Annotated in this window: 24 protein-coding genes and 1 tRNA gene; 21 read left to right on the plus strand and 4 right to left on the minus strand. The window is 71.1% G+C overall.

What is annotated here, in order from left to right; translation table 11 throughout:
• From OG251_RS33940 to OG251_RS33975, 8 genes are read left to right on the plus strand one after another with little or no spacing between them, the layout of a single operon-like run.
• Positions 1-1,134, plus strand: a complete 1,134-nt coding sequence (locus tag OG251_RS33940; RefSeq protein WP_326680687.1) for an MCE family protein — start codon at positions 1-3, stop codon at positions 1,132-1,134.
• Complete coding sequence (locus OG251_RS33945; protein ID WP_326680688.1) at positions 1,131-2,297, plus strand: MCE family protein; 1,167 nt, start codon at positions 1,131-1,133, stop codon at positions 2,295-2,297. The genes OG251_RS33940 and OG251_RS33945 overlap by 4 nt, the downstream gene beginning before the upstream one ends.
• Complete coding sequence (locus OG251_RS33950; RefSeq protein ID WP_326680689.1) at positions 2,294-3,550, plus strand: MlaD family protein; 1,257 nt, start codon at positions 2,294-2,296, stop codon at positions 3,548-3,550. The genes OG251_RS33945 and OG251_RS33950 overlap by 4 nt, the downstream gene beginning before the upstream one ends.
• Positions 3,547-4,068 carry a hypothetical protein gene (locus OG251_RS33955; protein ID WP_326680690.1) on the plus strand — a complete coding sequence of 174 codons (522 nt, stop codon included), beginning with the start codon at positions 3,547-3,549 and terminating at the stop codon, positions 4,066-4,068. The genes OG251_RS33950 and OG251_RS33955 overlap by 4 nt, the downstream gene beginning before the upstream one ends.
• Positions 4,065-4,712, plus strand: a complete 648-nt coding sequence (locus OG251_RS33960) for a hypothetical protein (protein ID WP_399589008.1) — start codon at positions 4,065-4,067, stop codon at positions 4,710-4,712. Before OG251_RS33955 ends, OG251_RS33960 begins: the two co-directional genes overlap by 4 nt.
• Before the next feature lie 59 nt (positions 4,713-4,771).
• Positions 4,772-5,302, plus strand: a complete 531-nt coding sequence (locus tag OG251_RS33965; RefSeq protein WP_326680692.1) for a hypothetical protein — start codon at positions 4,772-4,774, stop codon at positions 5,300-5,302.
• 37 nt (positions 5,303-5,339) lie between these two features.
• Positions 5,340-6,065, plus strand: a complete 726-nt coding sequence (locus OG251_RS33970; protein WP_326680693.1) for a hypothetical protein — start codon at positions 5,340-5,342, stop codon at positions 6,063-6,065.
• A gap of 22 nt (positions 6,066-6,087) precedes the next feature.
• Complete coding sequence (locus OG251_RS33975) at positions 6,088-7,308, plus strand: lytic transglycosylase domain-containing protein (RefSeq protein WP_326680694.1); 1,221 nt, start codon at positions 6,088-6,090, stop codon at positions 7,306-7,308.
• Here OG251_RS33975 and OG251_RS33980 read toward each other — a convergent pair.
• Positions 7,297-8,358: an ATP-dependent DNA ligase gene (locus OG251_RS33980; RefSeq protein ID WP_326680695.1), complete on the minus strand. Its 1,062-nt coding sequence runs from the start codon at positions 8,356-8,358 to the stop codon at positions 7,297-7,299. The two genes, OG251_RS33975 and OG251_RS33980, sit on opposite strands and share 12 nt — an antisense overlap.
• A 76-nt stretch (positions 8,359-8,434) precedes the next feature.
• On the opposite strand from OG251_RS33980, the gene ligD reads away from it, so the two are divergent.
• Together ligD and OG251_RS33990 are read left to right on the plus strand one after the other, a co-directional pair.
• Complete coding sequence (ligD, locus tag OG251_RS33985) at positions 8,435-9,505, plus strand: non-homologous end-joining DNA ligase (protein ID WP_326680696.1); 1,071 nt, start codon at positions 8,435-8,437, stop codon at positions 9,503-9,505.
• Positions 9,502-10,569 carry an ABC transporter permease gene (locus OG251_RS33990; RefSeq protein ID WP_326680697.1) on the plus strand — a complete coding sequence of 356 codons (1,068 nt, stop codon included), beginning with the start codon at positions 9,502-9,504 and terminating at the stop codon, positions 10,567-10,569. The genes ligD and OG251_RS33990 overlap by 4 nt, the downstream gene beginning before the upstream one ends.
• Before the next feature lie 14 nt (positions 10,570-10,583).
• On the opposite strand, the gene OG251_RS33995 is transcribed toward OG251_RS33990, so the two are convergent.
• A complete protein-coding gene (locus OG251_RS33995; protein WP_326680698.1) occupies positions 10,584-12,821 on the minus strand; it encodes an OmpL47-type beta-barrel domain-containing protein in 2,238 nt (745 codons plus the stop codon).
• Positions 12,818-15,310, minus strand: a complete 2,493-nt coding sequence (locus tag OG251_RS34000; protein WP_326680699.1) for a ThuA domain-containing protein — start codon at positions 15,308-15,310, stop codon at positions 12,818-12,820. Before OG251_RS34000 ends, OG251_RS33995 begins: the two co-directional genes overlap by 4 nt.
• Positions 15,311-15,540: 230 nt before the next feature.
• Here OG251_RS34000 and OG251_RS34005 point away from each other — a divergent pair, with 230 nt between their 5' ends.
• Positions 15,541-16,593 (plus strand): multicopper oxidase domain-containing protein, encoded by a 1,053-nt coding sequence (locus tag OG251_RS34005; RefSeq protein ID WP_326680700.1) that lies wholly within the window; start codon positions 15,541-15,543, stop codon positions 16,591-16,593.
• Positions 16,594-16,771: 178 nt separating this feature from the next.
• Here the strand turns inward: OG251_RS34005 and OG251_RS34010 are convergent, their stop codons facing one another.
• Positions 16,772-17,554 (minus strand): IclR family transcriptional regulator, encoded by a 783-nt coding sequence (locus tag OG251_RS34010; RefSeq protein ID WP_326680701.1) that lies wholly within the window; start codon positions 17,552-17,554, stop codon positions 16,772-16,774.
• 198 nt (positions 17,555-17,752) lie between these two features.
• Here OG251_RS34010 and OG251_RS34015 point away from each other — a divergent pair, with 198 nt between their 5' ends.
• The 10 genes from OG251_RS34015 to OG251_RS34060 all read left to right on the plus strand — a co-directional run bounded on the left by OG251_RS34015 (position 17,753) and on the right by OG251_RS34060 (position 25,832).
• Positions 17,753-17,869, plus strand: a complete 117-nt coding sequence (locus OG251_RS34015; protein ID WP_326680702.1) for a putative leader peptide — start codon at positions 17,753-17,755, stop codon at positions 17,867-17,869.
• Between the two features lie 290 nt (positions 17,870-18,159).
• Complete coding sequence (locus tag OG251_RS34020) at positions 18,160-19,182, plus strand: ABC transporter substrate-binding protein (RefSeq protein WP_326680703.1); 1,023 nt, start codon at positions 18,160-18,162, stop codon at positions 19,180-19,182.
• Between the two features lie 21 nt (positions 19,183-19,203).
• Positions 19,204-20,223: an NrtA/SsuA/CpmA family ABC transporter substrate-binding protein gene (locus tag OG251_RS34025; protein ID WP_326680704.1), complete on the plus strand. Its 1,020-nt coding sequence runs from the start codon at positions 19,204-19,206 to the stop codon at positions 20,221-20,223.
• Entirely contained in the window at positions 20,220-21,047 is an 828-nt protein-coding gene (locus OG251_RS34030; RefSeq protein ID WP_326680705.1) for an ABC transporter permease, read from the plus strand. The genes OG251_RS34025 and OG251_RS34030 overlap by 4 nt, the downstream gene beginning before the upstream one ends.
• Positions 21,044-21,838 carry an ABC transporter ATP-binding protein gene (locus OG251_RS34035; RefSeq protein ID WP_326680706.1) on the plus strand — a complete coding sequence of 265 codons (795 nt, stop codon included), beginning with the start codon at positions 21,044-21,046 and terminating at the stop codon, positions 21,836-21,838. The genes OG251_RS34030 and OG251_RS34035 overlap by 4 nt, the downstream gene beginning before the upstream one ends.
• Positions 21,839-22,726 carry an ABC transporter substrate-binding protein gene (locus tag OG251_RS34040; RefSeq protein ID WP_326680707.1) on the plus strand — a complete coding sequence of 296 codons (888 nt, stop codon included), beginning with the start codon at positions 21,839-21,841 and terminating at the stop codon, positions 22,724-22,726. It abuts the gene before it with no gap.
• Between the two features lie 5 nt (positions 22,727-22,731).
• Positions 22,732-23,805 carry an LLM class flavin-dependent oxidoreductase gene (locus tag OG251_RS34045; RefSeq protein WP_326680708.1) on the plus strand — a complete coding sequence of 358 codons (1,074 nt, stop codon included), beginning with the start codon at positions 22,732-22,734 and terminating at the stop codon, positions 23,803-23,805.
• Positions 23,806-24,216: 411 nt separating this feature from the next.
• Entirely contained in the window at positions 24,217-25,017 is an 801-nt protein-coding gene (locus OG251_RS34050) for a VOC family protein (RefSeq protein ID WP_326680709.1), read from the plus strand.
• Positions 25,018-25,114: 97 nt separating this feature from the next.
• Positions 25,115-25,372, plus strand: coding sequence for a WhiB family transcriptional regulator (locus OG251_RS34055; RefSeq protein WP_073719783.1), 258 nt, complete (start codon positions 25,115-25,117; stop codon positions 25,370-25,372).
• Between the two features lie 387 nt (positions 25,373-25,759).
• A tRNA-Val gene (locus OG251_RS34060) sits at positions 25,760-25,832 on the plus strand.
• Positions 25,833-25,836 lie beyond the last annotated feature (4 nt).

The raw sequence follows: 25,836 nt of genomic DNA on the forward strand, positions 1-25,836 counted from the left end.
ATGAGACTCACGCGCATCGCCGGCATCGGCGCCGGACTCGCGGTCGTCGCCGTCGCGGCCACCAGCGGGGTGATGGCGCTGGACGAAGAGGGGACGACCACCGTCACCGCCTACTTCGACCAGGCCACCGGCGTCTACGCCGGATCGGACCTGCGGATCCTCGGCGTACGGGTCGGCACGGTCGAATCCGTGAAGCCGCGGGGCAAGGAGGTCAGGGTCGTCCTCCGGCTCGACCGGGGCATCACGGTCCCGAAGGACGCCCACGCGGTCGTCGTCGCGCCCAGCCTCGTCGCCGACCGGTACATCCAGCTCGCGCCCGCCTACGACGGCGGGCCCCGGCTCGCCGACAACGCCGTACTGCCCGCCGCACGCAACGCCACACCCGTCGAGGTCGACCAGCTGTACGCGTCGATCACCGAGCTGTCCACCGCGCTCGGCCCCGAAGGGGCCAACGCCGACGGAGCGCTGGCCGGACTCCTGGACACCGGAGCCAAGAACCTCGACGGCAACGGCAAGGCCATCGGGGACTCCATCGAGCAGTTCGGCAAGGCCACCAAGACCCTGGACAGGAGCAGCGGCGACCTCTTCGACACGCTGTCCTACCTCCAGTCCTTCACCACCATGCTGAAGGACAACGACAGCGACGTCCGCACCGCCGAGCAGCAGCTCAACTCGGTCACCGGCTTCCTCGCCGAGGACAAGGAGAACCTCAGCGCCGCACTGCGGGAACTCGGCACCGCGCTCGGCCGGGTCAAGACCTTCATCGAGGACAACCGCGGCGCCCTGAAGGAGAACGTGGACGCACTGGTGCCCCTCACCCAGACCCTGGTCGACCAACGGGCCTCCCTCGCCGAGGCCATGGACACCCTCCCGCTCGCCGCGGGGAACGTCCTCAACGCCTACGACCCGGTGAACCGGACGCTCAACGGACGTACGAACCTCAACGAACTCTCCATGGGCGGACCGCTCGTCGAACCGGAGAGCGACGCGCGCAACCCCTCCCTCACCGGACTCGCCCCGGTCGACCCCACCCGCAGAAAGGCCCTGCCGGCACTGCCGCTTCCGGAGGTCGGCACCGTCTACGGCACCCCGGAGAAGGACCCGACACCGGACAGGAAGGGAGCGAAGCGATGAGCCGTGCCCTGCGCAGACCCGGGCCCCGGGTGCTCACCGGTGCCGCCGCGCTGCTCGCCGCCGGAGTCGGCATCGCCCTCGTGGTGACGAGCGTGGACGCGCCGGCCTTCACCGGCATCGAACAGGTGCCGCTGCCCGGCGGCGCCGACCTCGGGGAACACCCCTACGAGATCACCGCCGAGTTCGGGGACGTGCTGAGCCTGGCCCCGCAGTCCTCGGTGAAGGTCAACGACGTCTCCGTCGGACGCGTCACCAAGATCTCCCTCGCCCCCGGCGGCTGGACCGCGAAGGTCACCATGCGCGTCAACGGGAAGGTCGAACTTCCCCGGAACGCCTACGCCCACCTGGAACAGTCCAGCCTCCTCGGCGAGAAGTTCGTCCAGCTCTCACCCCCCGCGGGCGGCAGCGCCCGGGGCTCCCTCGCGGACGGCGACCGCATCCCGCTGGCCCGCACCAACCGGAACCCGGAGGTCGAGGAGGTGTTCGGCGCCCTGTCCCTGCTCCTCAACGGCGGCGGGGTCAACCAGCTGAAGACCATCACGACCGAACTGAACAAGGCGCTCGCCGGACAGGAACCCCAGGTCCGCTCGATGCTGAACCGGGTCGACACCCTCGTCACCAACCTCGACGGCCACAAGGAGGACATCACCCAGGCCCTCGACGGCGTCAACCGGCTCGCCGCCACGCTGGCCACCCGCAAACAGGACGTCGGCACGGTCCTCACCGGGCTCAGCCCCGGCATGAAGGTCCTGGAGAAGCAGCGCGGCTCGCTCCTGACGATGCTGCGCTCGCTCGACACGCTCTCCACCGTGGCCGTGGACACGATCAACAAGAGCAAGGCCGACATGATCGCCGACCTCAAGGCCCTCGCCCCGACCCTCAAGGCCCTCGCCGACTCCGGCAACGACCTGCCGGACTCCCTCCAGGTGCTGCTCACCTACCCGTTCACCGACGAGGTGCTGCGCGGGGTGAAGGGCGACTACCTCAACGTCTACCTCGATGTGACGGCCCGGCCCGGCACCCAGGTCATTCCGGCCCTCATCCCCGGCGACCCCGTACCCCCGCAGCCCACGGGCGGTACGGGCGGCGGGGCGCCCCTGAAGGACACGCTCCCGCTCCCGCTGCCCTCAGTCCCCGAGACCTCGCAGGGGAGCAACCGATGATCACCCTCGCCATCCGGCTCAAGAACATCGCCTTCCTCGTCATCGCGGTCCTCGTGCTCGGCTACCTCGGCGTGCGCTACGCCGACCTCGGCCACTACGTCGGACTGCGCAGCTACTACACCGTCACGGTGCAACTCCCGCAGACGGGCGGCCTGTACACCCACTCCAACGTCACCTACCGGGGTGTCTCCGTCGGCCGCGTCGGACCCATCGAGCTGACCGACGAAGGGGTCGAGGCCGAACTGCGCATCGAGAAGGACTCACCTCCCATCCCGGACAGCCTCCAGGCCGTCGTCGCCAACCTCTCGGCGGTCGGCGAGCAGTACGTCGACCTGCGGCCGACCCGCGGGGACGGCCCCTTCCTCGGCAACGGTTCGGTGATCGACCAGGCCGACACCACCATCCCGGCACCGCCCACCGAGGTCCTCACCAGCGTCAACGACCTGGCGGGCTCCGTCGACCTGGAGAACCTGCGCACGGTCGTCGACGAGTTCGGCACCGCGTTCAACGGGCGTGGCGACGACCTCCAGGTGCTCCTGGACACCAGCAGCGAGTTCATCGACGCGGCGGACAGGTCCCTGCCGGTCACCACCAGGCTGATGGCCGACGGCGAGACCGTGCTGCGGACCCAGGCCGAACAGGGCGAGGCACTGAAGGGCTTCGCCTCCGGGGCCAAGGAGCTGGCTGCCGAACTCAAGGGCTCCGACACCGACCTGCGCAAGCTCATCGCGGCCGCCCCGGACGCGGCCGGGCAGGTCAGCGGACTGCTGCGCGACCTCGACCCCAGCTTCGGAGTCGTCGTCGCCAACCTCCTCACCACGTCCGAGGTCGCCGTCACACGCCAGCGCGGCCTGGAGGAACTGCTCGTGAAGCTGCCCGCCGTGGCGGCGGCGGGCGCGACAGCGGTGGACGAGGGCGGCGCCCGGTTCGGGATGTCGGTCACCTTCTTCGAACCGCTGCCCTGCACCGCCGGATACGGCGCGACGACCTACCGCAACGGCCTCGACACCTCGGCCGCACCCCCGCTCAACACCAAGGCCCGCTGCACCTCGTCGCCCGGCACCGGCATCAACGTACGGGGCAGCGCGAACGCCCCGAAGGGCGGACCCGTACCCGAGCCCGCCACCGCGGGAACGGTGTTCCGGGGAACCGACGCGGCGGACCGGCTGCCCGGAGCGCTGGGCCTCGACGCCCGGACCGCGCCCCCGGCCGACGGCATGTCCGGTCTGCTCGGCCTGGGAGGAGACGAATGACGCGCCGCACCAGAACCCTGAGCGGCTGGGGAGTGCTGCTCGCCGCCGTGCTGGTCTGCGCCCTCGGCGGCTGGTCGTACGCCGGTGCGCGCGGCGACGACACGCTCGCGTTCGCGAAGAGCCGGGACGCCGCACTGTCCGAAGGGCGCCGGCACATCGCCACGCTGAACAGCCTGGACGGCAAGAGCGCCGGGAGCGTGGACACCGGTCTGCGCGCCTGGCTCGACTCCTCGACCGGACCGCTGCACGACCAGCTCAAGCGGACCCGGAAGACGGACGAGAGAGAGCTGACGGCGTCCGGAGCCACCGCACGCGGCAGGGTCACCGACGCCGCGCTCACCGCGCTCGACGAGCGGACCCGGACGGCGCGACTGATCGCGACCGTCGACATCGAGGTCACCCCGCGCACCGGGAAGGCCGGTACCCAGCGCAAACGCTTCGAGGCCACCCTCGTGAGAACGGCGGACGGCTGGAAGGTCGAGGCGCTCACGGCGATCGGGGTCGGAGGCGGCGGATGAGACAGCGGGGAGGGACGGCGACGGTGAACGGCACGAGCACGGCAGGGCGGACCGAGGAACGCGACGAGGGAGCCGACGCGGAGCGGCCCGAGGACAGGACACCCACGCGGGCCGACGCGCCCGCGCTCGGGACGCCCCGCCGGGACCGCGGTCGGCTCCGGGTCATCGGCGGGGTCCTCGTGTGCGCACTGCTCGTGGCGGGCGGTCTGCTCTTCGCCGAGGGGCGGCAGCTGCGGGACACCCCCGCCACGTCCAACCGTGCGCTCACCGACGCCGAGGCGACCACACGGGTCGTGGGCGATGTCAGCAACGCGCTCGGCAAGGTGTTCTCGTACAGCCCGCAGGCCACCGCCGTCACCAAGGAGGCGGCGAAGGAGGTCCTGGCGGGGAAGGCGCTCCAGCAGTACGCGGCGCTGTTCGGCCAGGTCGAGAAACAGTCCGGCGACCAGGAACTGACGCTCACCACCCATGTCGTACGCGCCGGGGTGACCCGGCTGACCGACAGCAGCGCCCACCTCCTCGTCCTTCTCGACCAGGTCTACGAGCGCCGGGGCAAGCCCGCCACGACAGCGGCCGCGCAGCTCTCGGTGACCGCCCAACTGCGGGACGGGCACTGGCGCATCGTCGAGATCACTTCCAGGTAGCGCACGCAGACAACGCACAAGGCCCGGATCGGCTCAGCGGGCAGGGGAGAGGCAAAGCAATGGCACGGGTACGCACGACGAGGAATCCACTGGTGATGGTGGCGATCGCGCTGACGGTCGTGGCGGCCGGTGCGGCGGGCTGGGGCGGCTGGTCCCGGTACGACGCCGTGCACGACGACTCGGCGGCGTACGCGCAGGCCCGCGACGACGCACTGGCCGCGGGGGAGCAGGCCGTGCAGAACATGAACACCCTCGACCACCAGAAGCTGGAACAGGGGCTGGACAGCTGGGAGAGCTCCACCACCGGCGATCTGCACAAGCAACTCATCGACGGCCGGGACGAGTTCGTGAAGCAGATCCAGGCCGCGAAGACGGTCAGCACCGCGAAGGTCCTCTCCGGCGCGGTCACCGAACTCGACGACCGGGCCGGGCGTGCGGGGGTCATGGTGGCGCTGCGGGTCACCGTCACCGCACCGAAGGGCGAACCCGCGGTGAAGGAGAGCAGGATGCTCGGGCAGCTCACCCGGACCTCTCAGGGGTGGAAGCTCAGCGCCCTCGGCCAGGCGCCCGTCGGCAACACGGCCGACTGACGCCCGCTCCCCGCCCCGCCACCGAGAGGACCCCGACATGTCGACGACCCGTCACCTCGTCAACCGGCAGCGCCGCTTGGCCACCGCCGCCGCGGACCGCACCGCCGCGCCCGCACCGCCCAAGGAGTCCGGGGAGATCAACACCCCCGGCCCCGAAGCGGAGCCGGACGACAGGACACCCACCCGGCACGAGGCCGGGAAGAGGACCGAAGCCGGACCGGAGCCCCGGCCCAAGAGGCGCCCGCCCCGCCTCCGGACCGTTCTGCCCGCCCTCCTGTGCGCCCTCACCGTGCTCCTCGGCGCCTTCGCGGCCTGGGCGTTCACCTCCGCCGGAAGCCTGCGCGAGGACCCGTCCCGGCAGAACACCGCCCTCACCGACATCGGCCGCACCAGTGAGGTGAAGGGCCAGATCACCGAGGCCGTCGGGGCCGTCTTCTCGTACGACTACGCCTCGCCCGCCAAGTCCGACCGGGCCGCGAGCACCTATCTCGTCGGCAAGGCGGTGGGGCAGCACAAGGACATGCTCGCCGAGGTGCGGGCCCAGGCGCCGAAGCAGAAGCTCGTCCTCACCACGACCGTCACCGAGAGCGGTGTGGAGCTGCTCGACGGCGACCGGGCCCGGCTGCTGATCTTCGCCGACCAGAGCAACACCCGTACCGGCAAGGCCGAGGAGACCACCTACGCGGCGGCCATGTTCGCCGTGGACGCCGTTCGCCGCGGCGACACCTGGCGGATCGCCGCCATCGATACGTTCACCCGGTGACCCGCAGGAGAAGGGAGCACGCATGAGGTTCAACGGCACGATGCGCCGCGGACTCACCGGCACGGCCACGGCCTTCGCCGCGATGGCCGCGCTCACCGCGTCCCAGGCGCCGGGATTCGCCGGCCCCGCACAGCACCCGAAGAAGGCCGCGGCGGCGGACGACGTGGTGTGGACCCAGGTGCCCAACGACGACTCGTACCACACCGAGCTGCCCCCACTGAGGTCGCCCGAGCCGCCGAAGGCCGGCACGCGGCCGAACCCGGCCGTCGCCAAGTCCTGGGCGCAGTCCGGGATTCCGGCCACCGTGCTGGCCGCGTACCGCGCGTCCGAGAGCGCCCTGGGGCGGAGCGACCCGGGGTGCCGTCTTCCGTGGCAGCTGCTCGCGGCGATCGGCAAGGTCGAGTCGGGCCAGGCCCGCGGCGGCCGCGTCGACGCCCGCGGCACCACACTCACCCCGATCCTGGGCCCCGTGCTCAACGGGGCGGGCTTCGCCACGATCCGGGACACCGACAACGGCGCGTACGACGGCGACACCGCTTACGACCGGGCGGTCGGCCCGATGCAGTTCATCCCCTCCACCTGGGCGCACTGGGGGAAGGACGGCAACGCCGACGGCCGCAAGGACCCCAACAACATCTACGACGCCGCCCTCGCCGCCGGCCACTACCTCTGCGCCGGTCCCCGCGACCTGGCCGTTGGGGGCGACCTGGACCGGGCGATCCTCAGCTACAACCACTCCGACACCTACCTGCGCACCGTGCTGTCCTGGCTGGCGTTCTACCGCGAGGGCACCCATCCGGTGGCCGACGGCAAGGGCGTGATCCCCACGAGCCCCGGCGCGGGCGGCCGGGCCGAACCCAAGGCCCCGGTCGGCGGCCCCGGTACCCCCGGCAAGGGGGGCGGCATCGTCATCGGACCGCAGCCCACCCGCACACCGGGCCCGTCCCCCACGCCCCGCCCCACGGGCTCCGCCTCACCCGGCCCGAGCCCCGACCCCACGGACACGGGTCCCACCGACCCCGGTCCGAGCCCCGACCCCACGGACACCGGCCCGACCGACCCCGGTCCGAGCCCCGACCCGACGGACACCGGTCCCACCGACCCCGGTCCCACCGGGCCGGGCTGCCCCACCGGCTCCCCGAGCCCCGACCCGTCCGACACCGCACCCACGCCCACGCCGGACCCCGGCGGGAGCGAGGACCCCTGCGCCACCCCGTCGGGCGAGCCGGGATCACCCGCCTGACAGCACCTCGGCCAGGTCGTACCGCACCACTTCCTCCAACTGCCCGTAGGTGCAGCCGGAGGGAGTGCGGTCCGGCCGCCACCGCCGGAACTGTGTGGTGTGCCGGAACCTGTCGCCCTCCATGTGGTCGTAGGCGACCTCGCAGACCCGCTCCGGGCGCAGCGGCACCCAGGACTGGTCCTTCTTGCCCGACCAGCGGTTCTGCGTCCCGGGCAGCCGGGCGCTCTCGTGCGCCCCGGCGTCCGCCCAGGCCGCCCACGGGTGCTCGGCGAACCCGGTGCGCAGCGGCTCCAGTTCCTCGGCCAGCTCCGCGCGCCGCTTCATCGGGAAGGCCGCGCACACCCCGACGTGCTGGAGGACGCCCCCGGTGTCGTACAGGCCCAGCAGCAGCGAGCCGACGACCGGGCCGCTCTTGTGCACGCGGTATCCCGCGACCACACAGTCCGCGGTCCGCTCGTGCTTGATCTTGTACATCACCCGGGCGTCGGGCCGGTAGGGAAGGTCGAGCGGCTTGGCCACGACACCGTCGAGCCCCGCGCCCTCGTACCGTTCGAACCACTGCCGGGCGAGTGCTTGATCCGTGGTCGCCGGAGCGAGATGGACCGGCGCCGAGGCATCGGCGAGCGCCGCCTCCAGCACCTCCCGCCGGTCCGACTGAGGGGTGGTGAGCAGCGAATCGTCGTTCACCGCGAGGATGTCGAAGGCGATCAGACCGGCCGGGGTCTGCTCGGCCAGCAGCCGCACCCGTGAGTCCGCCGGATGGATCCGCTCCCCGAGCCGGTCGAAGTCCAGGCGCCCCTCGTACGGGACGACGATCTCCCCGTCGATGACACAGCGCGGCGGGAGATTGTCCCGCACCGCCGTGACCAGCTCCGGGAAGTAGCGGGTCAGGGGTTTGCCGGTGCGGCTGCCGATCACCACCTCGTCGCCGTCCCGGTGCACGATCGCCCGGAAGCCGTCCCACTTCGCCTCGTACTGCATGCCCGGCGGGATCGTGGACACGGATTTGGCGAGCATCGGCTTCACGGGTGGCATCACCGGTAGATCCATGGCCCGATTCTCACCCGCCCGCCGCCGTACGTCTCCCGATATGCGGCATATGTGCGAGCGGCCTACGGTGGCCGTCATGGGAGCAGCGGTGGAGCTGGACGCGGGCGGACGAGCCGTACGGCTGTCCAACCCGGACAAGGTGTACTTCCCGGAGAAGGGCTACACGAAGAGGGACGTGGCCGAGTACTTCCTGGCCGTGGGGCCCGGAATCACCCGTGCCCTGCGCGACCGGCCGACCACCCTCCAGCGGTTCGTGGACGGTGTCGAGGGGGACTTCTTCTACCAGAAGCGGGCGCCGAAGAACCTCCCCGACTGGATCCCGACCGCCAGGATCGCCTTCCCCAGCGGCCGTCCCGCCGACGAGATCAGCCCCACCGAGCTCGCCGCGGTGATCTGGGCGGCCAACCTCGGCACCCTCACCTTCCACCCCTGGCCGGTACGGAGCGCCGACACCGACCACCCCGACGAGCTGCGCATCGACCTCGATCCGCAGCCCGGCACGGACTACGCGGACGCCGTGGCCGCCGCCCACGAACTGCGCTCCGTCCTCGACGACCACGGGCTGCGCGGCTGGCCCAAGACCTCCGGCGGCCGCGGCATCCATGTCTTCGTGCCCATCGCCCCGCGGTGGACCTTCACCGAGGTGCGACGGGCGGCCATCGCCGCCGGGCGCGAACTGGAACGGCGCATGCCCAAGCGCGTGACGACCGCATGGTGGAAGGAGGAGCGCGGCGAGCGGATCTTCGTCGACTTCAACCAGACCGCCCGCGACCGCACGATCGCCTCCGCCTACTCCGTACGGCCCTTCCCGCACGCCCCCGTCTCCGCACCCCTGCGCTGGGAGGAGGTCGACGACGCCGAGCCCCGCGACTTCGACATCAGGACCCTGCCCGCGCGCTACGCCGAACTCGGCGATGTCCACGCCGACATGGACGAGCACGCGTTCCGGCTCGACGCGCTGCTGGAACTCGCCGACCGGGACGAGAAGGAGCGCGGGCTCGGCGACATGCCCTACCCGCCGGAGTACCCGAAGATGCCCGGCGAACCGAAGCGGGTGCAGCCCAGCCGCGCCCGGCACGACGACGGCGCGGACGGGCGCGGCGACGACGGCGGTGACGGCGGCGACGGTGACGGCGACGCGGCATGAGGGAACGGAGCGCGGCGCACGGTGCGCACGGTCGGCCGCCGACGAGCCGGGACCGGTGGGAGGCGTTCAAGAAGTCGCCGTATCTGCCCGCGACCGTGCTGCTGTTCATCATCGCGGCCGCGGCCGGACTCTTCGCGGGCTCGTACACGTACGCCATGGCCAACCCCACCCCGCACCGGATTCCGGGTGCCCTGGTGGGTGATGCCCGGGAACCGGGGACCAGGGCGTTCGTCGCCGGGATGGAGAAGGCGCTCGACGCCTCGCTCGACCTGCGTGTCTACGCCACCCCGGCGGGGGCCCGGGAGGCGCTGGAGGAGCAGAAGGTGTTCACGATCGTGCGGCCCCGGGGACCGGGTGTGGCCCTCGACGTGGCCGCGGCCTCCGGCGCCACGGTGGCCCAACTGCTCACCGAGACCGGGGTGAAGGTCGGCGACACCCTCGGTGTGCCGGTCACGGTCACGGACCTCAAGCCGCTCCAGAAGGGCGATCCGCGCGGTCTCGCCCTCTTCTACATCTCGCTCGCCGCCGTCATCATCGGCTTCGTCGGATCGATCCAGCTGAGCGTGCACGCGCGCGCCCTGGTGCCGCTGGAGCGGATCGCGTTCACCGTCGCCTACGCCCTGCTCGGCGGCTTCGCCATCGTCGCGGTCGTGGACTGGCTGCTCGGCGCGGTGGAGCTGCCCTTCGTCCACTCATGGCTGATCCTGTCGCTCACGATGTTCACCACGGGCATGGTCTTCACGATGTTCAACACCCTGATGGGGCGCTGGGCGATGATCCCGACCTGGGGCCTCATGGTGCTGTTGGGCAATCCCTCGTCCGGCGGCGCGGTGTCCTGGCCGCTGCTGCCCTCGGTGCTCGGCCACATCGGCCGCTGGCTGCCGCCGGGTGCCTCGGTCAACGCCCAGCACACCGCGGTCTACTACCGGGGGCACCAGTTCCTCTTCCCGTATCTGGTGCTCGGCGCCTGGGCGCTGGTGTCCTGCACGGTGTTCTGGGTGTGGCGGCACCGGCACCCCGGAGGCCGCGACCACATGCCGGAGCATGCGGCCGCGGCCTCCTGAGGTGCGTGTGCGGGTTACAGCTCCTTGACCCGGATGTCGCGGTACGAGATGACGTCCGAGGTGCTGTGGACCTGGAGCCCGATGTGGCCGGAGGCGAACCGCCGGCCGTCGGTGCCCGGGTCGTCGCCCCGCGGCGGCTCGAAGAGCTGTCCGCCGTTGTTGTCGAACTCGTTCAGCAGGACACCGTTGCGGTAGACCGAGTAGTGCTGGTCGACCACACGGATCTCGTAGTCGTTCCAGGTGCCCTTGGGCGTGACCCCGGCGCCGCCGAGACCCACCCGGTCGAAGCCGTAGAGCGAGCCCGTCTTGTACATGTCGCCGTCCGGCCGGTCGTTGATCTGGATCTCATGGCCGTACTTGATGGCGACCCACTCCGGACGGGCCTCCTCCGGGTTGTCGTGGACGTTCGGGAAGCGGACGAACACGCCGCCGTTGGCGTTGCCCGCGCCGGGAGCGTCGTCCCGCCACTGGAGCTTCAGCGAGAAGTCCCCGTAACTCCGGGACGGGAACCACAGCATGCCCATGCCGTCCACCGTCGTGGAGCTGGTGATCGAGCCCTCCTCCTCGTTGAGCGCGAACTGCCCGCCGCCCACCTGCTGCCACTTGGTCAGCGAGGCGGCCGTGCCGTCGAAGAGCTTGGTGTAGCCCTCGGACTGCCCCGGACTGCCGATACCGGACTGCTTGGCCGCGCGGTAGATCTTCTTGTGCTCACGGGTGTCGATCACACCGTCGGTCAGCAGCCGGTCGAGGACCTTGTCCACGTGCTTGAGGAACAGCGCGTGCGAGGACCAGTCCTTCTCGTCCTCGATCAGCTCGTTGATCGTGCAGCGGTTGCGGGTGATCCGGTTGGGCACACCGGTGTCGACGGTGCCCACGATGACGGTGAGCCGTTCGTCGAACTCCGCGCAGTTCGGCGCCGGGACTCCGCCGCTCTGCGCGACGGTGAACGACACCTTCTGCGCCTGGGAGGTGTTGCCCGCCTTGTCCGTGGCCCGGTGGGCGAGCGTGTGGTACCCGACCCGGTCGACGATCACGACAGCGGTGTAGGCGAGATACGGCCCGCCGTCGAGGGAGTACTCGACCTTGTCCACCCCGGAGTCGTCGTCGCTCGCCGTGATCGTGGCCCTGGCGCTGGTGATGAAGGCGCCGTCCGAGTTCTTGTCGCCCGCCACCTTCACCGAGGTCTCCGGCGCGGTCGTGTCCTGCGAGGGCGGCTCGACGACGGTGAAGTCGACGGCCTTCTCGCCGGCCACGTTCCCCGACCGGTCGGTGGCCCGGTAGCGGACCTTGTGCGTCCCCACCTCGTGCACCATCACGGGGGCGGTGTACGGCTGCCAGGCGCCGTCCGCACCGAGGGCGTACTCGATGGTGTTGACGCCGGAGCCGGTGTCGGACGCCGTCACGGTGACCGTGGCCATGCCCAGGTACGCGCCCTGGTCGTCCTTCTCGCCCGATACGGTCGCCGAGGTCTCCGGCGGTGTCCCGTCGTCGGTCGGCGGGGCGGCCACGCTGAAGTCGACGGCCTTCTCCGCCGCCGCGTTCCCCGACTTGTCGGTGGCCCGGTAGCGGACCTTGTGGGTGCCGACCTCGCTGACCACGACGGGGGCGGTGTACGGCTGCCAGGCGCCGTCCGCACCGAGGGCGTACTCGACGGTGTCGACGCCGGAGCCCTCGTCGGTCGCCGCCACGGTGACGGTGGCCTGGCCGAGGTACGCGCCGTCGGCGTTCTTGTCGCCGTCGACCACGGCGGACGTCTCCGGGGCGGTGGTGTCCTCACCGCCACCGCCGTCCGTCACGGTGAGGATGCCCTGCATCGACCCGTGCCCCGGAATGGTGCAGTGGTAGAAGTACCGGCCGGGGGTGAGGGTGACCTCGACGCTGTGCTTGCCGCCCTCGCTGTCGCTGGGGTTGGCGAGGATGTTCAGCTGGACGTCGTCGTTGAACTCGGGGTCCGAGACGCCGAACGTCAGCGTGTGCGGCATCCCGGTCGTGTTGCCGGTGGCCGTGCTGTTCTCGAAGACGATGGTGGCCCTGCCCGCCACCGCGGTCCTGGGTGCCGACAGATAGTGGTCGATGGGGTCGCCCGCGGTCCAGTTGAGGACCTGGTCGGCCGCCGCCGCACGGTCGTCGTCCGTGCGGCCGTACGCCGCCGTCGAGGTCAGCCCGAGGACCATCAGGAACGATCCCAGCAGGGCCACCCACAGCCGGGCGGGACGGTATCGCCGTCGTGCGAGGAGCGAGGGGTGTCTCACTGCGCTGCCGCCTTCCTGGCCAGTTCGGCGGCGGCCGGGGTCGGGCCGCCGCCCTTGTACGTCACACGCCACAGCGCGGACTTGGAGTCGGAGGTGAAGAACCCGCGCCCGTAGTCCAGGACGTACAGCGAACCGTCCGGGGCGAACTTCCAGTCCATCAGGTTGCGGATGCCGTCGGCCCCGACCGGGATGATCTTCTTCAGGGACTCGGCGTGGGTGGGCAGACCGCCCTTGCCGACGGTCTTCGGGTCGGTGAGTACGGCGTGCCGCGGCTGGTCGGCGTCGTAGAAGTCACCGACGAACCACTTGCCGTCCCAGTACGCGGGCCACTTGTCGGCGCTCGTGCTCGCGGCGTCGTACCGGTAGACCGGACCGTTCATCGTGGCCTGTCCGCCGCCCTTCAGCCACGGCAGGAGCTGCTTCTGCTCCTCGACCTTGTAGCTGGGGACGCCGTCGGCGTTGCGCGGGTAGTCCACGCCGCCGCCCTGGGGCGAGTACCAGATGGTGTTGGAGGTGACCGGCGGCAGCTTCACCAGCCCGTCGTTGTTCGGCGACTCGTTCTTCGGGGCGTCGCAGTCGTACCAGCCGAGCGGCTTGCCCGGGTCGGGCAGATTGCGGTCCCGGTAGGGCTGCTTGTTGCCCATGCAGTACGGCCAGCCGTGGTTGCCGGGCTTGGTGATCGCGGCGAACGTGTCGTACTTGGCCGGACCCCAGGTGGTGCTCGGTTCCCCGGCGTCCGGGCCGACCCAGCCCGCGTACAACGTGTCGGTCGACTTGTCGATGGAGATCCTGGCCGGGTTGCGCACCCCCATCACATAGATCTCGCCGCGGGTCCTGCCGCCGCCCTCGTCCGGCTCCTTGCCGGTGAAGAGATTGCCCTCGGGCAGCGTGTACGTGCCGTTGTCCTCGGGGTGGATCCGCAGGATCTTCCCGTTGAGGTTGTTGGTGTTGCCCGCGGTGCGGCGGGCGTCGGCGAACGACACGCCCTTGTAGTTCGGCTGGGGGTTGTTGCCGGAGTAACCGTCGCTGAAACCGGAGGAGTTGTTGTCGCCGGTCGCGATGTAAAGATTGTCCTTGGAGTCCCAGGCCATTCCGCCGCCCGCGTGGCAGCAGCTGTGGATCTGGACCGGCCAGCTCAGCAGTACCTTCTCGGAGGCGAGGTCCAGTTCGGCGGTGGCCGGGTCGAAGGTGAAGCGGGAGACCTGGCGTACCGCCATCTGCTTGTCGCGGTCGATCTTCGCGTGCGGCGTGTAGTGCAGATACACCCAGCCGTTGGAGGCGAAGTCCGGGTCCAGCTCGATGCCGAGCAGTCCCTCCTCCACCTTGACCAGCTCGTCGCCGCCGCCCTTGTTGCCGAACACGGTCAGCGCCCCGGCGAGCGTGACCTTCTTGGTCTTCGGGTCGTAGACGTGGATCTCGCCCAGGCCCTTGCCGACGTTCGGGTCCTTCCAGTCCGTGACGACCGGGACGCTGCTGTCCGCGCCGCCGCGGCCGATGTAGAAGACCTTGCCGTCGGCGGCGGTGACCAGGCCGTGCGGCTCGCCGATCTGGTCGTTCTTCCCCGGCTGGTTGGGCTGGGTCAGGCGCTCGGCCTTGTAGTTGGCGTTGATCGTGGCCGTGCAGTCGGCCTGCGAGAGACGGGTGGTCCAGGACAGCGCACCGCGCAGATGGTCACGGAAGTCCGTCTCCGCGAAGCTGTCGACGGTGCCGCCCATCGCGGTGTAGAAGGACCGGCCGCCGTCGTAGTCGCGGCACCAGGAGACCGGGTGGTCCCAGCCGTTGGCGCTCGCGCCGGGCTTGTAGGTGAGCTCGCGGACCCTGGCCACGGTGTGCACGTCACCGGACGGGTTCTTCGTCCAGTTCAGCCACTTGTCGGGGCGCTTCCACTCCAGCGGCAGGTTCTTGGTCGCCGGGTGGCTCCGGTCCCCGATCTCCACCGTCGCGCGCTGCGCGGTGGTGGGGCTGTTCGCGGCCGGACGGGCCCCGACCAGACCGGTGAACCAGTCCGAGTACGGCTCGGTGCGTGCCGCGTCATGGATGCCGAGGAACCCTCCGCCCGCCTCCATGTACGCCTCCAGACCGGCCTCCTGCTCCGGGTCGAGGACATCGCCGCCGCCGGTGAGGAAGACGACGGCGTTGAACGTGCCGAGCCGCTTGGCGTTGGTGAACACCCCGGCGTCGTCCGAGGCGACCGTCTTGAAACGTCCGGCCTCCGGCCCGCTCAGCCCGATCTTCTCGATCGCCGCGATACCGGCGTCCACGGTCGGCGACTCGTCGCCCGCCGAGGCGTGGAAGACCAGCACCTTGACATTGGCCCCGCCGGGCGGCGACGGAAGGGACAACGTTGTCGGAAGCCGGTCGGCCGGCTCCGGATAGGGCCTGGCGCTGGCGGCGTTGCCGCCCAGCAAGGACGCGGTCAGTGCGCCGGTCGCCACGGCCGCCGCGAGACCGCGGCGTGTTCTGGACCGGTGATGCGGTGTGCGCTGCATGTGTCACCCACCCCTCTTGGTCACTGCAACTTTTCGGTCACTGCAACAGCGCATGAAGCTAGACCTCTTTTCGTGGCGCGCCAATAGCTATGGCAGCATTCGAACTAACTTTGTCCTGGGTGTGGATAAACGAGGATCCCCCGGCTACGGTATGGGCCGTCCCGGGGATCTCCTGTGCCCGACTGGGCTCTGAGCCTCAGCAATTTCCTTCACGCATTGGGGAGTTCGGCATGGATCGAAGGACCTTCAGCCGGCGGATGCTGGTGGGTGGCGCAGCGGCGGCGGCGACCGGCGTGACATCGTTGTCTCTCGGCGCGGTCGAGGCGAGTTCGGCGGAGAACCCGCCAAGGACGGCACCGGCGGGAGGGGTGGTGCGCCGGCTGAAGATGTACGCCGAGAAGCTGGCGGACGGCTCCCTCGGGTACGGCTTCGAGAAGGGCAAGGCGTCGATTCCCGGGCCGCTCATCGAGATCAACGAGGGCGACACCCTGCACATCGAGTTCGAGAACACGACGGACGTCGACGCCAGCCTCCATGTCCACGGCGTCGACTACGACATCGCCAGCGACGGCACCCGGATGAACAAGAGCCATGTGGAGCCGGGCGGCACCCGTACCTACACCTGGCGCACCCACGCCCCTGGCCGTCGCAAGGACGGCACCTGGCGGCCGGGCAGCGCGGGCTACTGGCACTACCACGACCATGTCGTCGGCACGGACCACGGCACGGGCGGCATCCGCAAGGGGCTCTACGGGCCGCTGGTCGTGCGGCGCCAGGGCGACATCCTGCCGGACAGGACGATCACGATCGTCTTCAACGACATGACGATCAACAACAAGGCGGGCCACGAGAGTCCGAACTTCGAGGCCACGGTGGGTGACCGGGTCGAGGTCGTGATGATCACGCACGGCGAGTACTACCACACGTTCCACATCCACGGTCATCGCTGGGCGGACAACAGGACCGGGCTGCTCACCGGTCCGGACGACCCCAGTCGGGTGGTGGACACCAAGATCTGCGGCCCCGCCGACTCGTTCGGATTCCAGATCATCGCGGGCGAGAACGTGGGCGCGGGCGCCTGGATGTACCACTGCCATGTCCAGAGCCACTCCGACATGGGCATGGCCGGACTGCTGCTGGTCGCCAAGCCCGACGGCACGGTCCCGGGGCACGAACCGCACCACGTGTCGAGCGCGAAGAGCCCCACGGCCAAGGCCGACAGGGCGGCGGGCGCGGACGAGGCGGCGAGCACGGACAAGGCGGCCGGGCAGCACGAGCACTGAGCGGAACGCGCCGGGGGGCGGTCTCTCCCCCCGGCACCCGCACCTCAACAACCGTCCGTCCGGCACCTGTACCCCGCACTCCGGCTCGCGCGGTGCGGCCATGCCCGCGCCGGAGCGCGCCCGCGTGCCGGGACCGGGCCCGCACGCGTCTACCGTGCGGGCGGTCGCCGCTCGGCCGCTACCGTGCGGGCGGTCGCCGCTCGGCAGGGGACAGCAGCAGCACCTCCAGCGCCCGCGCGCAGGACCGCGCCTGCGTCAGGAGCCAGTCGGTCCGCTCCGGTGTGATCACGCTCGGGGTGGCCCGTACCGCCAGGGCGAACCGCGAGTGACCCGCGCCGTCCAGCACCGGAACCGCCAGCGTCCGCACCCCGTACGCCGATTCGCCGTCATTGAGCGCGTACTCGTCGGCCCGTACGCGTGCCAACTCGGCCCGCAACGCGGCAGGTTCGACGATCGTGCGATCGGTGAACGCGGGCAGCGGAGGCAGTGAGTCGGGGCCGCCCTCGCCGGGGCGCGCCCAGGCCAGCAGCACCTTGCCCAGCGCCGTGGAGTGCAGCGGTCTGCGCAGACCCACCTTCGGAGTCACCGAACCGCCCGCCACGATCACCGCGTGCGGGCCGCTGCGCAGCGCCAGGTCGGTGGTGGCGCCGGTGCGTTCGGCGAGGTCGGCCAGTTCGGGGGCGGCCAGATGCAGCCCCCGCTGGTGGTAGGAGAGCCGGCCCAGTTCGGTGACCGAGGGGCCGAGCCGGTACCGGGACGTGCGCGGGTCCTGTTCCAGGAAGCCCGCGCCCAGCAGCGTACGGGCCAGCCGGTGGGCCGTGGACACCGACAGCTCCAGACGCCGGGCCAGGTCGGAGGCGCTGAGGTCGGGGCCGTTGTCGTGGAAACAGTGCAGGACGTCCAGCGCGCGCCGGACCGCCTGGGCCCCGCCCGGAGCGCGCGCTGTCGCGGCCTCGGTCATGTCGGTCTCACTCTCCGCTCGTGGGGTGGGAGGGGTGCCTTTCATTGCCACATTACGGGAGTTGACCCATGGCTCAACCGGGTCAAGAAACACTCCGTTCATATGTAATCCCACATGATGGGAAGCGAGTTGTCCGGGTGCTCGCATCCGTGGCAGGCTTCAGCCGTCACCACCGACGAGCAGGAAAGGAGCAGTGCCATGGCCGGCCGCCGCATCGCGGACCACTCCCGCGCCACCGCCGCTCCGGTGCCGCTCGCCCTCACGCTGCGCCGTCACATCGATCTGGCGCGCGTCTCCAGCGCGGCCTGTCGCTGACCCTCCGCACGCTTCTCTCCTCCCGCGCCTTCCGGTGCACCCAGGATTTTCAGACTTCCGGATCTTCCGTCGGCCTGTCGGCGTCGTCGTCGCGGGCCCCGTACCGATCCATGGGTGACCCGGTGACCCGGTGACCCGGTGATCCGTTGATCCGGGGTACCGACAGGCACCCGCCGCCGCATCACCGCGATCTCCCCGCCGCCTCACCCTCCCGCGTTCACCGCGCCGCTCCCGAGCGGTCCGGTCACGCATGCCCGCGCCCACTTCGCCGACCGACCGGGATGACACCCATGCCGCATGCCGCCGTCCTGCCCCGGACACTCTGGTTCACCCGCTGCCCCGTACCCACCGCCACCGGCATCGCCGCCGACCGCGGCTGGCTCACCGACGCCTTCGCCCCCGACGGCATCGAGGTGCGCTCCCTCCAGGACGCCGCCCCCGGTGCCGACCGCGCCGCGCACTTCACCCACGCGCTCCCCGGACTGTTCCGTGAGGGCGGCAACGTGCCCGCCCTGTGGGCGCGTTCGCGGGGAGAGCGCACCCGGCTGATCGGACTCACCTGGATCGAGGAGCGCCAGAGCGTGCTCGTCGCGCCGGGCTCCGGTATCCGGGGCGCCGAGGCCCTGCGAGGACTGCGGCTCGCCGTGCCGAAGCACACCATCGCCATCGACTTCTGGCGGGCCATGGCCCTGCGCGGCTTCGAGGGCGCACTCGCCTCCGCCGGGCTGAGCCAGCAGGACGCCGTACTCGTCGACGTACCCGCCGACGGGCACGAGGGGCAGTGGGCGGCCGAACTCGCCGCGCTGCGCCGCGGGGACGTGGACGCGGTGTACGTGAAGGGTGCCCTCGCCGTCGAGGCGGCCCGGCGCTCCGGCGCGGAGGTCGCCGTCGAACTCGACGAACTGCCCGGCCACCGCTTCCGGATCAACAACGGCACCCCCCGCCCCATCACCGTCCACCAGGATCTCCTGGACGAACACCCGGACCTCGTCGACCGCTTCCTCGCCGTCCTGCTCAGGGCCGCCGACTGGGCCGCCGGCCGGCCCGACGAGGTCGCCCGGATCCTCGGCGCCGAGACCGGTGCCGGAGCCGACGGAGTCGCGGGAGCGTACCGCCCCGGCACCCACCTCACCCTGCACCCCGACCTGACACCGCGGCGCCTCGCCCTGCTCGCCGAGCAGGAGTCCGCGCTGTACGCCCATGGCTTCCTGCCCGAACGCGTCGACATCACCGCCTGGGCCGACCCCGGGCCGCTCCGCCGCGCCGCGGCCCTGACCGGCCCGCCCCCCGCCCGACTGCCCGCCGCCCCCTGAGCCTTGAGGATCCCCGCCACCATGAATGCGACCCGACCACTGCGCAACGCCGCACTCCCCGCCCTCCTCACGGCCACCGCGCTGCTCGCGGTCACCGGCTGCGGCACGTCCGAGGCCGACAGCGCCTCCGGCTCCGGCGCGGGGAGCACGGTCTCCGTACGCATCCCCGACCCCGGCAACTCCGGGGTGCTCGCCCTCGGCAAGAAGGACGGCAGCCTCGACAAGGCGCTCGGCAAGGTCGGGGCCAAGGTGGAGTGGACCGGCAGCGCCGGCCCCTTCGCCCCGGCCGCCCAGGCGATGAACGCCGACCAGCTCGACATCGCCACCGGCTCCATCACCTCCGGCATCACCTCGCTCGCCCAGCGCCCCGGCTTCAAGTTCTTCACCGCCGTCGACCCGGACGCGGCTGGCGAGGGCATCCTGGTCCGCAACGGCTCCGGTATCGAGTCCGTCGCCGACCTCGTCGGCCGGAAGGTCGCCGTCAACCAGGGCGGCACCGGCGAATACCTGCTGCTCAAGGCACTCGCCAAGGCGAACATCCCGGCCGACAAGGTGCAGCGCGTCTATCTGCGCCCCGACCAGACCGCCGCCGTCTTCAACGCGGGCAAGGTCGATGCCTGGGCGGTCTGGGCCACCTACGCCGTCGCCGAGATCGGCAGCGCCAAGGCGCACTTCGTCGCCGACGGCACCGCCATCGGCTCCGACAACTACAGCCTGAACGCGGTCCGTACGGCCTTCGCCGAGCAGCACCCCAAGGTCGTCCAGGCGCTCTACCAGTACCTCCACGACGCCAGTGCCGAGGAGAAGAAGAACCCGGCCGCGTATCTGAACGTCTTCACCGACGTCGGCCCCACCGCCGTCACCGGCAAGGCGGCGGAAGTCCAGACCGGCTTCACCGCCCAGGGCGGCACGGTCGATCCGATCGGCCCCGAGGACATCGCACGCTTCAAGGCGGTCGCCGCGTTCTACGCCGAGCAGAAGGTCACCAAGACGCAGGTCGACGTCGCGGCCCATCTGCTCGACGTCGAGAAGCTGACATGAGCGACACCGCGACCACCTCACTCGTCCCCCCGCGCCCGCAGCTGCGCAAGGCCCGCGGCCGTACCTACGCCCTGACCGTACGGGCACTGGGCCCCGTGGCGCTGCTCGCCCTGTGGTGGACGGCCTCCGCGACCGGAGTCCTGACCGCGGACGTGCTGGCCTCGCCCGCCGAAGTCATCCGCGCCGTGGGCGAGCTGTGGGGGAACGGGCAGCTGCCCGATGCCCTCACCACCTCCCTCACCCGCTCCGGTCTCGGCCTGCTCATCGGGCTGGCCGCCGGACTGACGCTCGGCATCACCACCGGATTCACCCGCCTGGGCGACGAACTCCTCGACTCCTCGCTCCAGACCCTGCGCACCATCCCCTTCCTCTCCCTGGTGCCGCTGTTCATGGTCTGGTTCGGCATCAACGAGACCGCCAAGATCCTGCTCATCGCCGTCGCCACCACCTTCCCGATGTACGTCTCGACGTCGAGCGGCGTGCGCAACACCGACCCCAAACTCATCGAGGCGATGCGCAGCTTCGGCATGAGCCGCCTCGGTATCGTCCGCGAGGTCGTGCTGCCCGGCGCGCTGCCGTCCCTGCTCGCCGGACTGCGCCTGTCGATGACCCTCAGCGTCATCGCGCTCATCGCCGCCGAGGAGATCAACGCCACCGCGGGCATCGGCTATCTGATGTCGCAGGCCCAGAGCTACGCCCGCACCGACATCCTCGCCGTCTGCATCCTGGTCTACGGCCTGCTGGGCCTGGGCGCCGACATCGCCGTACGGCTGCTGGAGCGGGTCCTGATGCCGTGGCGTACCCCGCAGGGAGCCTCCCGATGACCGACCACGGAACGACGACGCCCGCCGTACGGGTACGGGGGCTGCGCCGCGTCTTCGGCGCCCGCGCCGTACTGGACGATCTGGAACTGGACATCGCACGCGGCGAGTTCGTCGCCCTGCTCGGCGCGAGCGGCAGCGGGAAGACCACCCTGCTGCGCATCCTGGGGGCACTGGACGGCGCCGACGGGGGAGAGGTCCTGGTACCCGAGGCCCGCACCGTCGTCTTCCAGGAACCCCGCCTCGTACCGTCCAAGAAGGTCCTCGCCAATGTGACCGTCGCCCTGCCGCGAAGCCGCTCCGAGGACGGCATCCGGGCCCTGGCGGAGGTCGGTCTGGAACGGCACGCACAGGCGTGGCCCGCCACCCTCTCCGGCGGTGAGGCCCAGCGCGTCGCCCTCGCCCGCGCCCTGGTCCGTGAGCCCGAACTGCTGCTGCTGGACGAGCCGTTCGCCGCACTGGACGCGCTGACCCGGCTGAAGATGCAGGACCTGGTCGGTGAACTGTGCCGGAAGCACCGCCCCGCCGTCCTCCTCGTCACCCACGACGTGGACGAAGCGGTACGGCTCGCCGACCGGGTCGCCGTCCTGCGGGACGGGCGGCTCGTCACGGACGAGCCGGTCGACGTCGACCGGCCGCGCGAACCCGGAGACCCGGCGTTCGTCGCCCTGCGCCGCCGTCTGCTCCAGGACCTCGGGGTCCACACGCCCCCACCGCCCGCCCCCGCCCAGCCCGCCGCGCCTGCCACCGTCCCCGCGCCGGCTACCGAACGCACCGAAATCGGAGTGATCTGAATGACCATCACCATCGGAGTCCACAGCAGCAATCCGTCCCTCTACTACCTGTACCACCTCACCCGGCTCGGCTTCGCCCAGGAGGAGCTGGCCCCGCTCGGCGAGAGCGTCGTCTTCCACCCGTACACGAACGGCGTCCGCACCGGCGAACTGCTCACCCGGGGCGTCATCGACTTCGGCGGCACCGGTTCGACCCCGCCCGTCACCGCCCAGGCCGCGGGTCACGACCTCGTCTACACCGCCGTCTCCGCCCCGCGCCCGGATCACGGCGCCCTGCTGGTGCCCGTGGACAGCCCGGTCCGTACCGTCGCCGACCTCAAGGGCACGGTCGTCCATCTGGCGATCGGCTCCTGGCAGACCCACCTCATCGCCAAGGCGCTCCACGACGCCGGGCTCTCGTACGCCGACGACATCACCGCCGTACGAGGCACCGAGGACAGCGAACAGCTCCTGCGCACCGGCGGGATCGCCGCCTGGGTCGCCCAGGGCGCCCAGCTCGCCGCCGCCCGGCGCACCGGCGGACTGCGCACCCTCGTGCCCACCGCCGACGTCATCACCGACCGCTCCGTGTTCTTCACCCGGCGCGAACTCGCCGAGGAGCGTCCCGAGATCATCGAGGCGCTGACCCGCGCCCTGCGCCACGCCGACGCATGGGTCGCCGCACACCCGCGCCGGGCTGCCGAGATCGCCGCGGCCGACCTGGGCGGGAGCGCCGACGACTGGGAGAGCGCGCTGCGCTCCCTGCCCTGGCTGATCGAGGCGGTGAGCGAGGAGTTCCTCGCCGAGCAGCAGGAGGCCGCCGACATCTTCCACCGCACCGGCTTCGTCGAACGGCCCGTCACCGTGGCCGCCGCCGTCGCCCGCCCCTCCGCGCCGAAGGCGGCCTGAGCGTCATGCCGAGCGAAGTCCTCTGGTACATCATCCCGCGCGAAGGCGCCTATCCCTGGGAGCAGGCCGGTCGCCGCCCCGTCGACCTCGGCTATCTGAGCCGCCTCGCCGGAACGGTCGAACAGCTCGGCTACAGCGGGGCGTTGCTCGCCACGGATCTCTACGACGTCTGGCCGCTCGGGAGTGCGCTCGCCGCCACCACCAGCACCCGGTTCAAACCCCTGCTGGCCGTCCACCCCGGGCTGATCGCGCCGACGCTGCTGGCCAAGATGGCGCTCAGCTTCGACACCCTGTTCGGCGGGCGACTGCGCTTCAACGTGGTCAACGGCTCGACCGCGTCCCTCCGGGAGTACGGCCTCCATGTGGAGCACGACGAACGGTACGAACTGAGCGCCGAATACTGGTCGATCGTGAAGCGCCTCACCGCGGGCGAGGTCTTCGACCACAAGGGGCGCTTCTACGACCTGAAGAACGCGGGCGCTTCCTTCCGTGAGCTGAAGCCCGTCCAGGACCCGCACATCCCGCTCTGGTTCGGCGGTTCATCGGCGCCCGGTATCGAGATGGCGGCCGAGCATGTCGATGTGTTCCTGACCTGGGGCGAGCCTCCGCACCTGCTGAAGGAGAAGCTGGACCGGGTCCGTGCGCGGGCCGCCGCGTACGGCCGCACCCTGCGCATAGGGCTGCGCCTCCACCTCATCGTCCGCGACACGGAGGACCAGGCGTGGGCGGCGGCGGACCGGCTCCTCGACGTCACCAGCGACGCCACGTACGCGCGGCAGCTCGGCGACCGGGCGGGGGAGGACGGGGTCGGCTGGCAGCGTCAGTTCCGCCAGCACGGCGGCAAGGTCCCCGCCAGGGCGCGGGAGTTGGAGGTCCACCCCAATATGTGGCCGGGCATGAGCCTGTTCCGGCCGGGTCCCGGCACCGCGGTGGTCGGGTCGACGGCCCAGGTCGTCGAACGGCTCAAGGAGTTCGAGGACCTGGGCGTCGACACCTTCATCCTGTCCGGCAACCCGCTGCTGGAGGAGGCGTACCGGGTCGCCGAGACGGTACTTCCGGCACTCGGCGTACGCCGCTGAGAAGAGACGCGCCGCACCGCCGCAATGCTTCGGCCCGTCCGGGGAGCCGCCCCTACGCTGGGCGGCATGGCACACGCGATCATCGTCGGATCAGGGCCGAACGGTCCGGCCGGGACCGTGATGCCGCCCCGGGCGGGCGCCCCGGGGCACCACCCCGCTGCCGTCCGGCGACGGCTCCTCACCCCTTCGGCCGAGCAGACCGGCGGGCCGTCGGCCGCCGTGACGCCCCCCATGGCCCACGGCCCGCGCCGGTGCGCCGAAGAGGGCCCCTCCCGTGTCCGCGTTTCACGCGGCGGACCCGGCCTCGCGCGGACTGCGGCTCTCGGTGCCCGGTGCGAGACTCGAAAAGTCAGGAGAAAGGCCCGCGCATCAGGACAAGCGAGACCATGGGACTCGCTGAAGGAGCACACCATGCTCAGCCCCACTTTCGTCGACGGCATCCCCAACTGGATCGACCTCGGTACACCGGACCTCGACGGCGCCACCGCCTTCTACCACGGTCTCTTCGGCTGGGATCTGGTTCCGGGAGGTCCCGAGGTCGGGGGCTACGGGATGTACACACTGGGCGGCCGTACCGCCGCCGGTGTGATGAAGGTCCCCGCGGAGCAGTCGAAGAGTGCCTGGTCGGTCTTCTTCCAGTCGCCCGACGCCTCCGCCACGGCCAAGAAGGTGGAGCGGGCGGGCGGCGCCGTGCTGCTGGAACCCATGGACGTCATGGAGTTCGGCCGCATGGCCGGCTTCAAGGACAACGCCGGGGCGTACTTCGGCGTCTGGCAGCCGAAGGAGAATCCGGGCCTGGGCGTCGTCCGGGAACCGGGCTCGTTCCTCTGGGCCGAGCTCTACACCCCGCAGGTGCCCCCGGCCGCCGCGTTCTTCCAGAAGGTCTTCGGCTGGCAGACCGACGAGATGGGGTTCGGCGGCGGCGAGTACACCTACACCACGGTGCGCCCCGCGAACACCGGACCCGATTCGGCCTTCGGCGGCCTCGTGCCCTTCAAGGACTCACCGACCGAGGCGGCGGCAGGTCCGCACTGGCTGCCGTACTTCACGGTCGACGACGTCGACGCCGCGGTGGCCGCGGCGAAGCGGCTCGGCGGCAAGGAGACCCTGGCGGCCATGGACATCCCGGAGGTCGGCAGGATGGCCAATCTCGCCGACCCCTACGGCGCCGCCTTCGCGGTGATCAGGCCCGCACCGAGGCAGGCCGGCTGACCGGGCGGTCGCGGACCGGGCCGTTCCGCCTCGGGCCGTGACCCCGATTGATGAATCGTTGATCGGTCGTTTATCGGGACCGGGCACCGTGAGGCCCATGCTGATCAACACCGTGACCGAAGACGAGACACTCGCCTGGCAGGAGAGCGCGCTGTGCGCGCAGGCCGGACCCGAGTTCTTCTTCCCCGCTCCGGGCAGCTCGACGCGCGAGGCCAAGCAGTTGTGCAACGCCTGCGAGGGACGAGTGGCCTGCCTGGAGTACGCACTCACCAACGACGAGCGGTTCGGCGTCTGGGGCGGACTCTCCGAGAAGGAGCGCGAACGGCTGCGCCGAGCCGATCGCGACCGGGCCTGAACCACCGTACCGAGGGGTCCGCGCCCGCCCGGTACGTCCGCCGTACGGAACGGCGGACCGGCCCCGCGTTACCCGTTGGCACCCCCACGCCCCCATGGCCGCCCCGGCCGGGCGGCGGACGGCCGCTTATTCGTGCGGACGCCCGGGTGACAGCTGGCCAAGGGCTGTCCCGTGATCCCTGGCGGGCGCACGACGACAGCTACGCCACCTCGCGGCGTTGTCGGAACGCCCGGATACATCCCGTACGCGGACGTCCCTCCGTCTTGCGATGCACCGCATCCGACGCCGTGCGCTGATTCACCAGGGATGACGGGACAGCCCTTAGTATCTCCCCATGCCCGGACGAGTCGCAGAAGCAGGCGCGTCGTCGGGGCAGGCCGCCCCCGGGGTCCCGTAGCGCAGAGGCAGACGCGTCCGTATGACATGCGGAGGGACGCCGGTTCGAATCCGGTCGGGACCACGGG

It is taken from the genome of Streptomyces sp. NBC_01237, assembly GCF_035917275.1.
GTDB lineage: Bacteria > Actinomycetota > Actinomycetes > Streptomycetales > Streptomycetaceae > Streptomyces.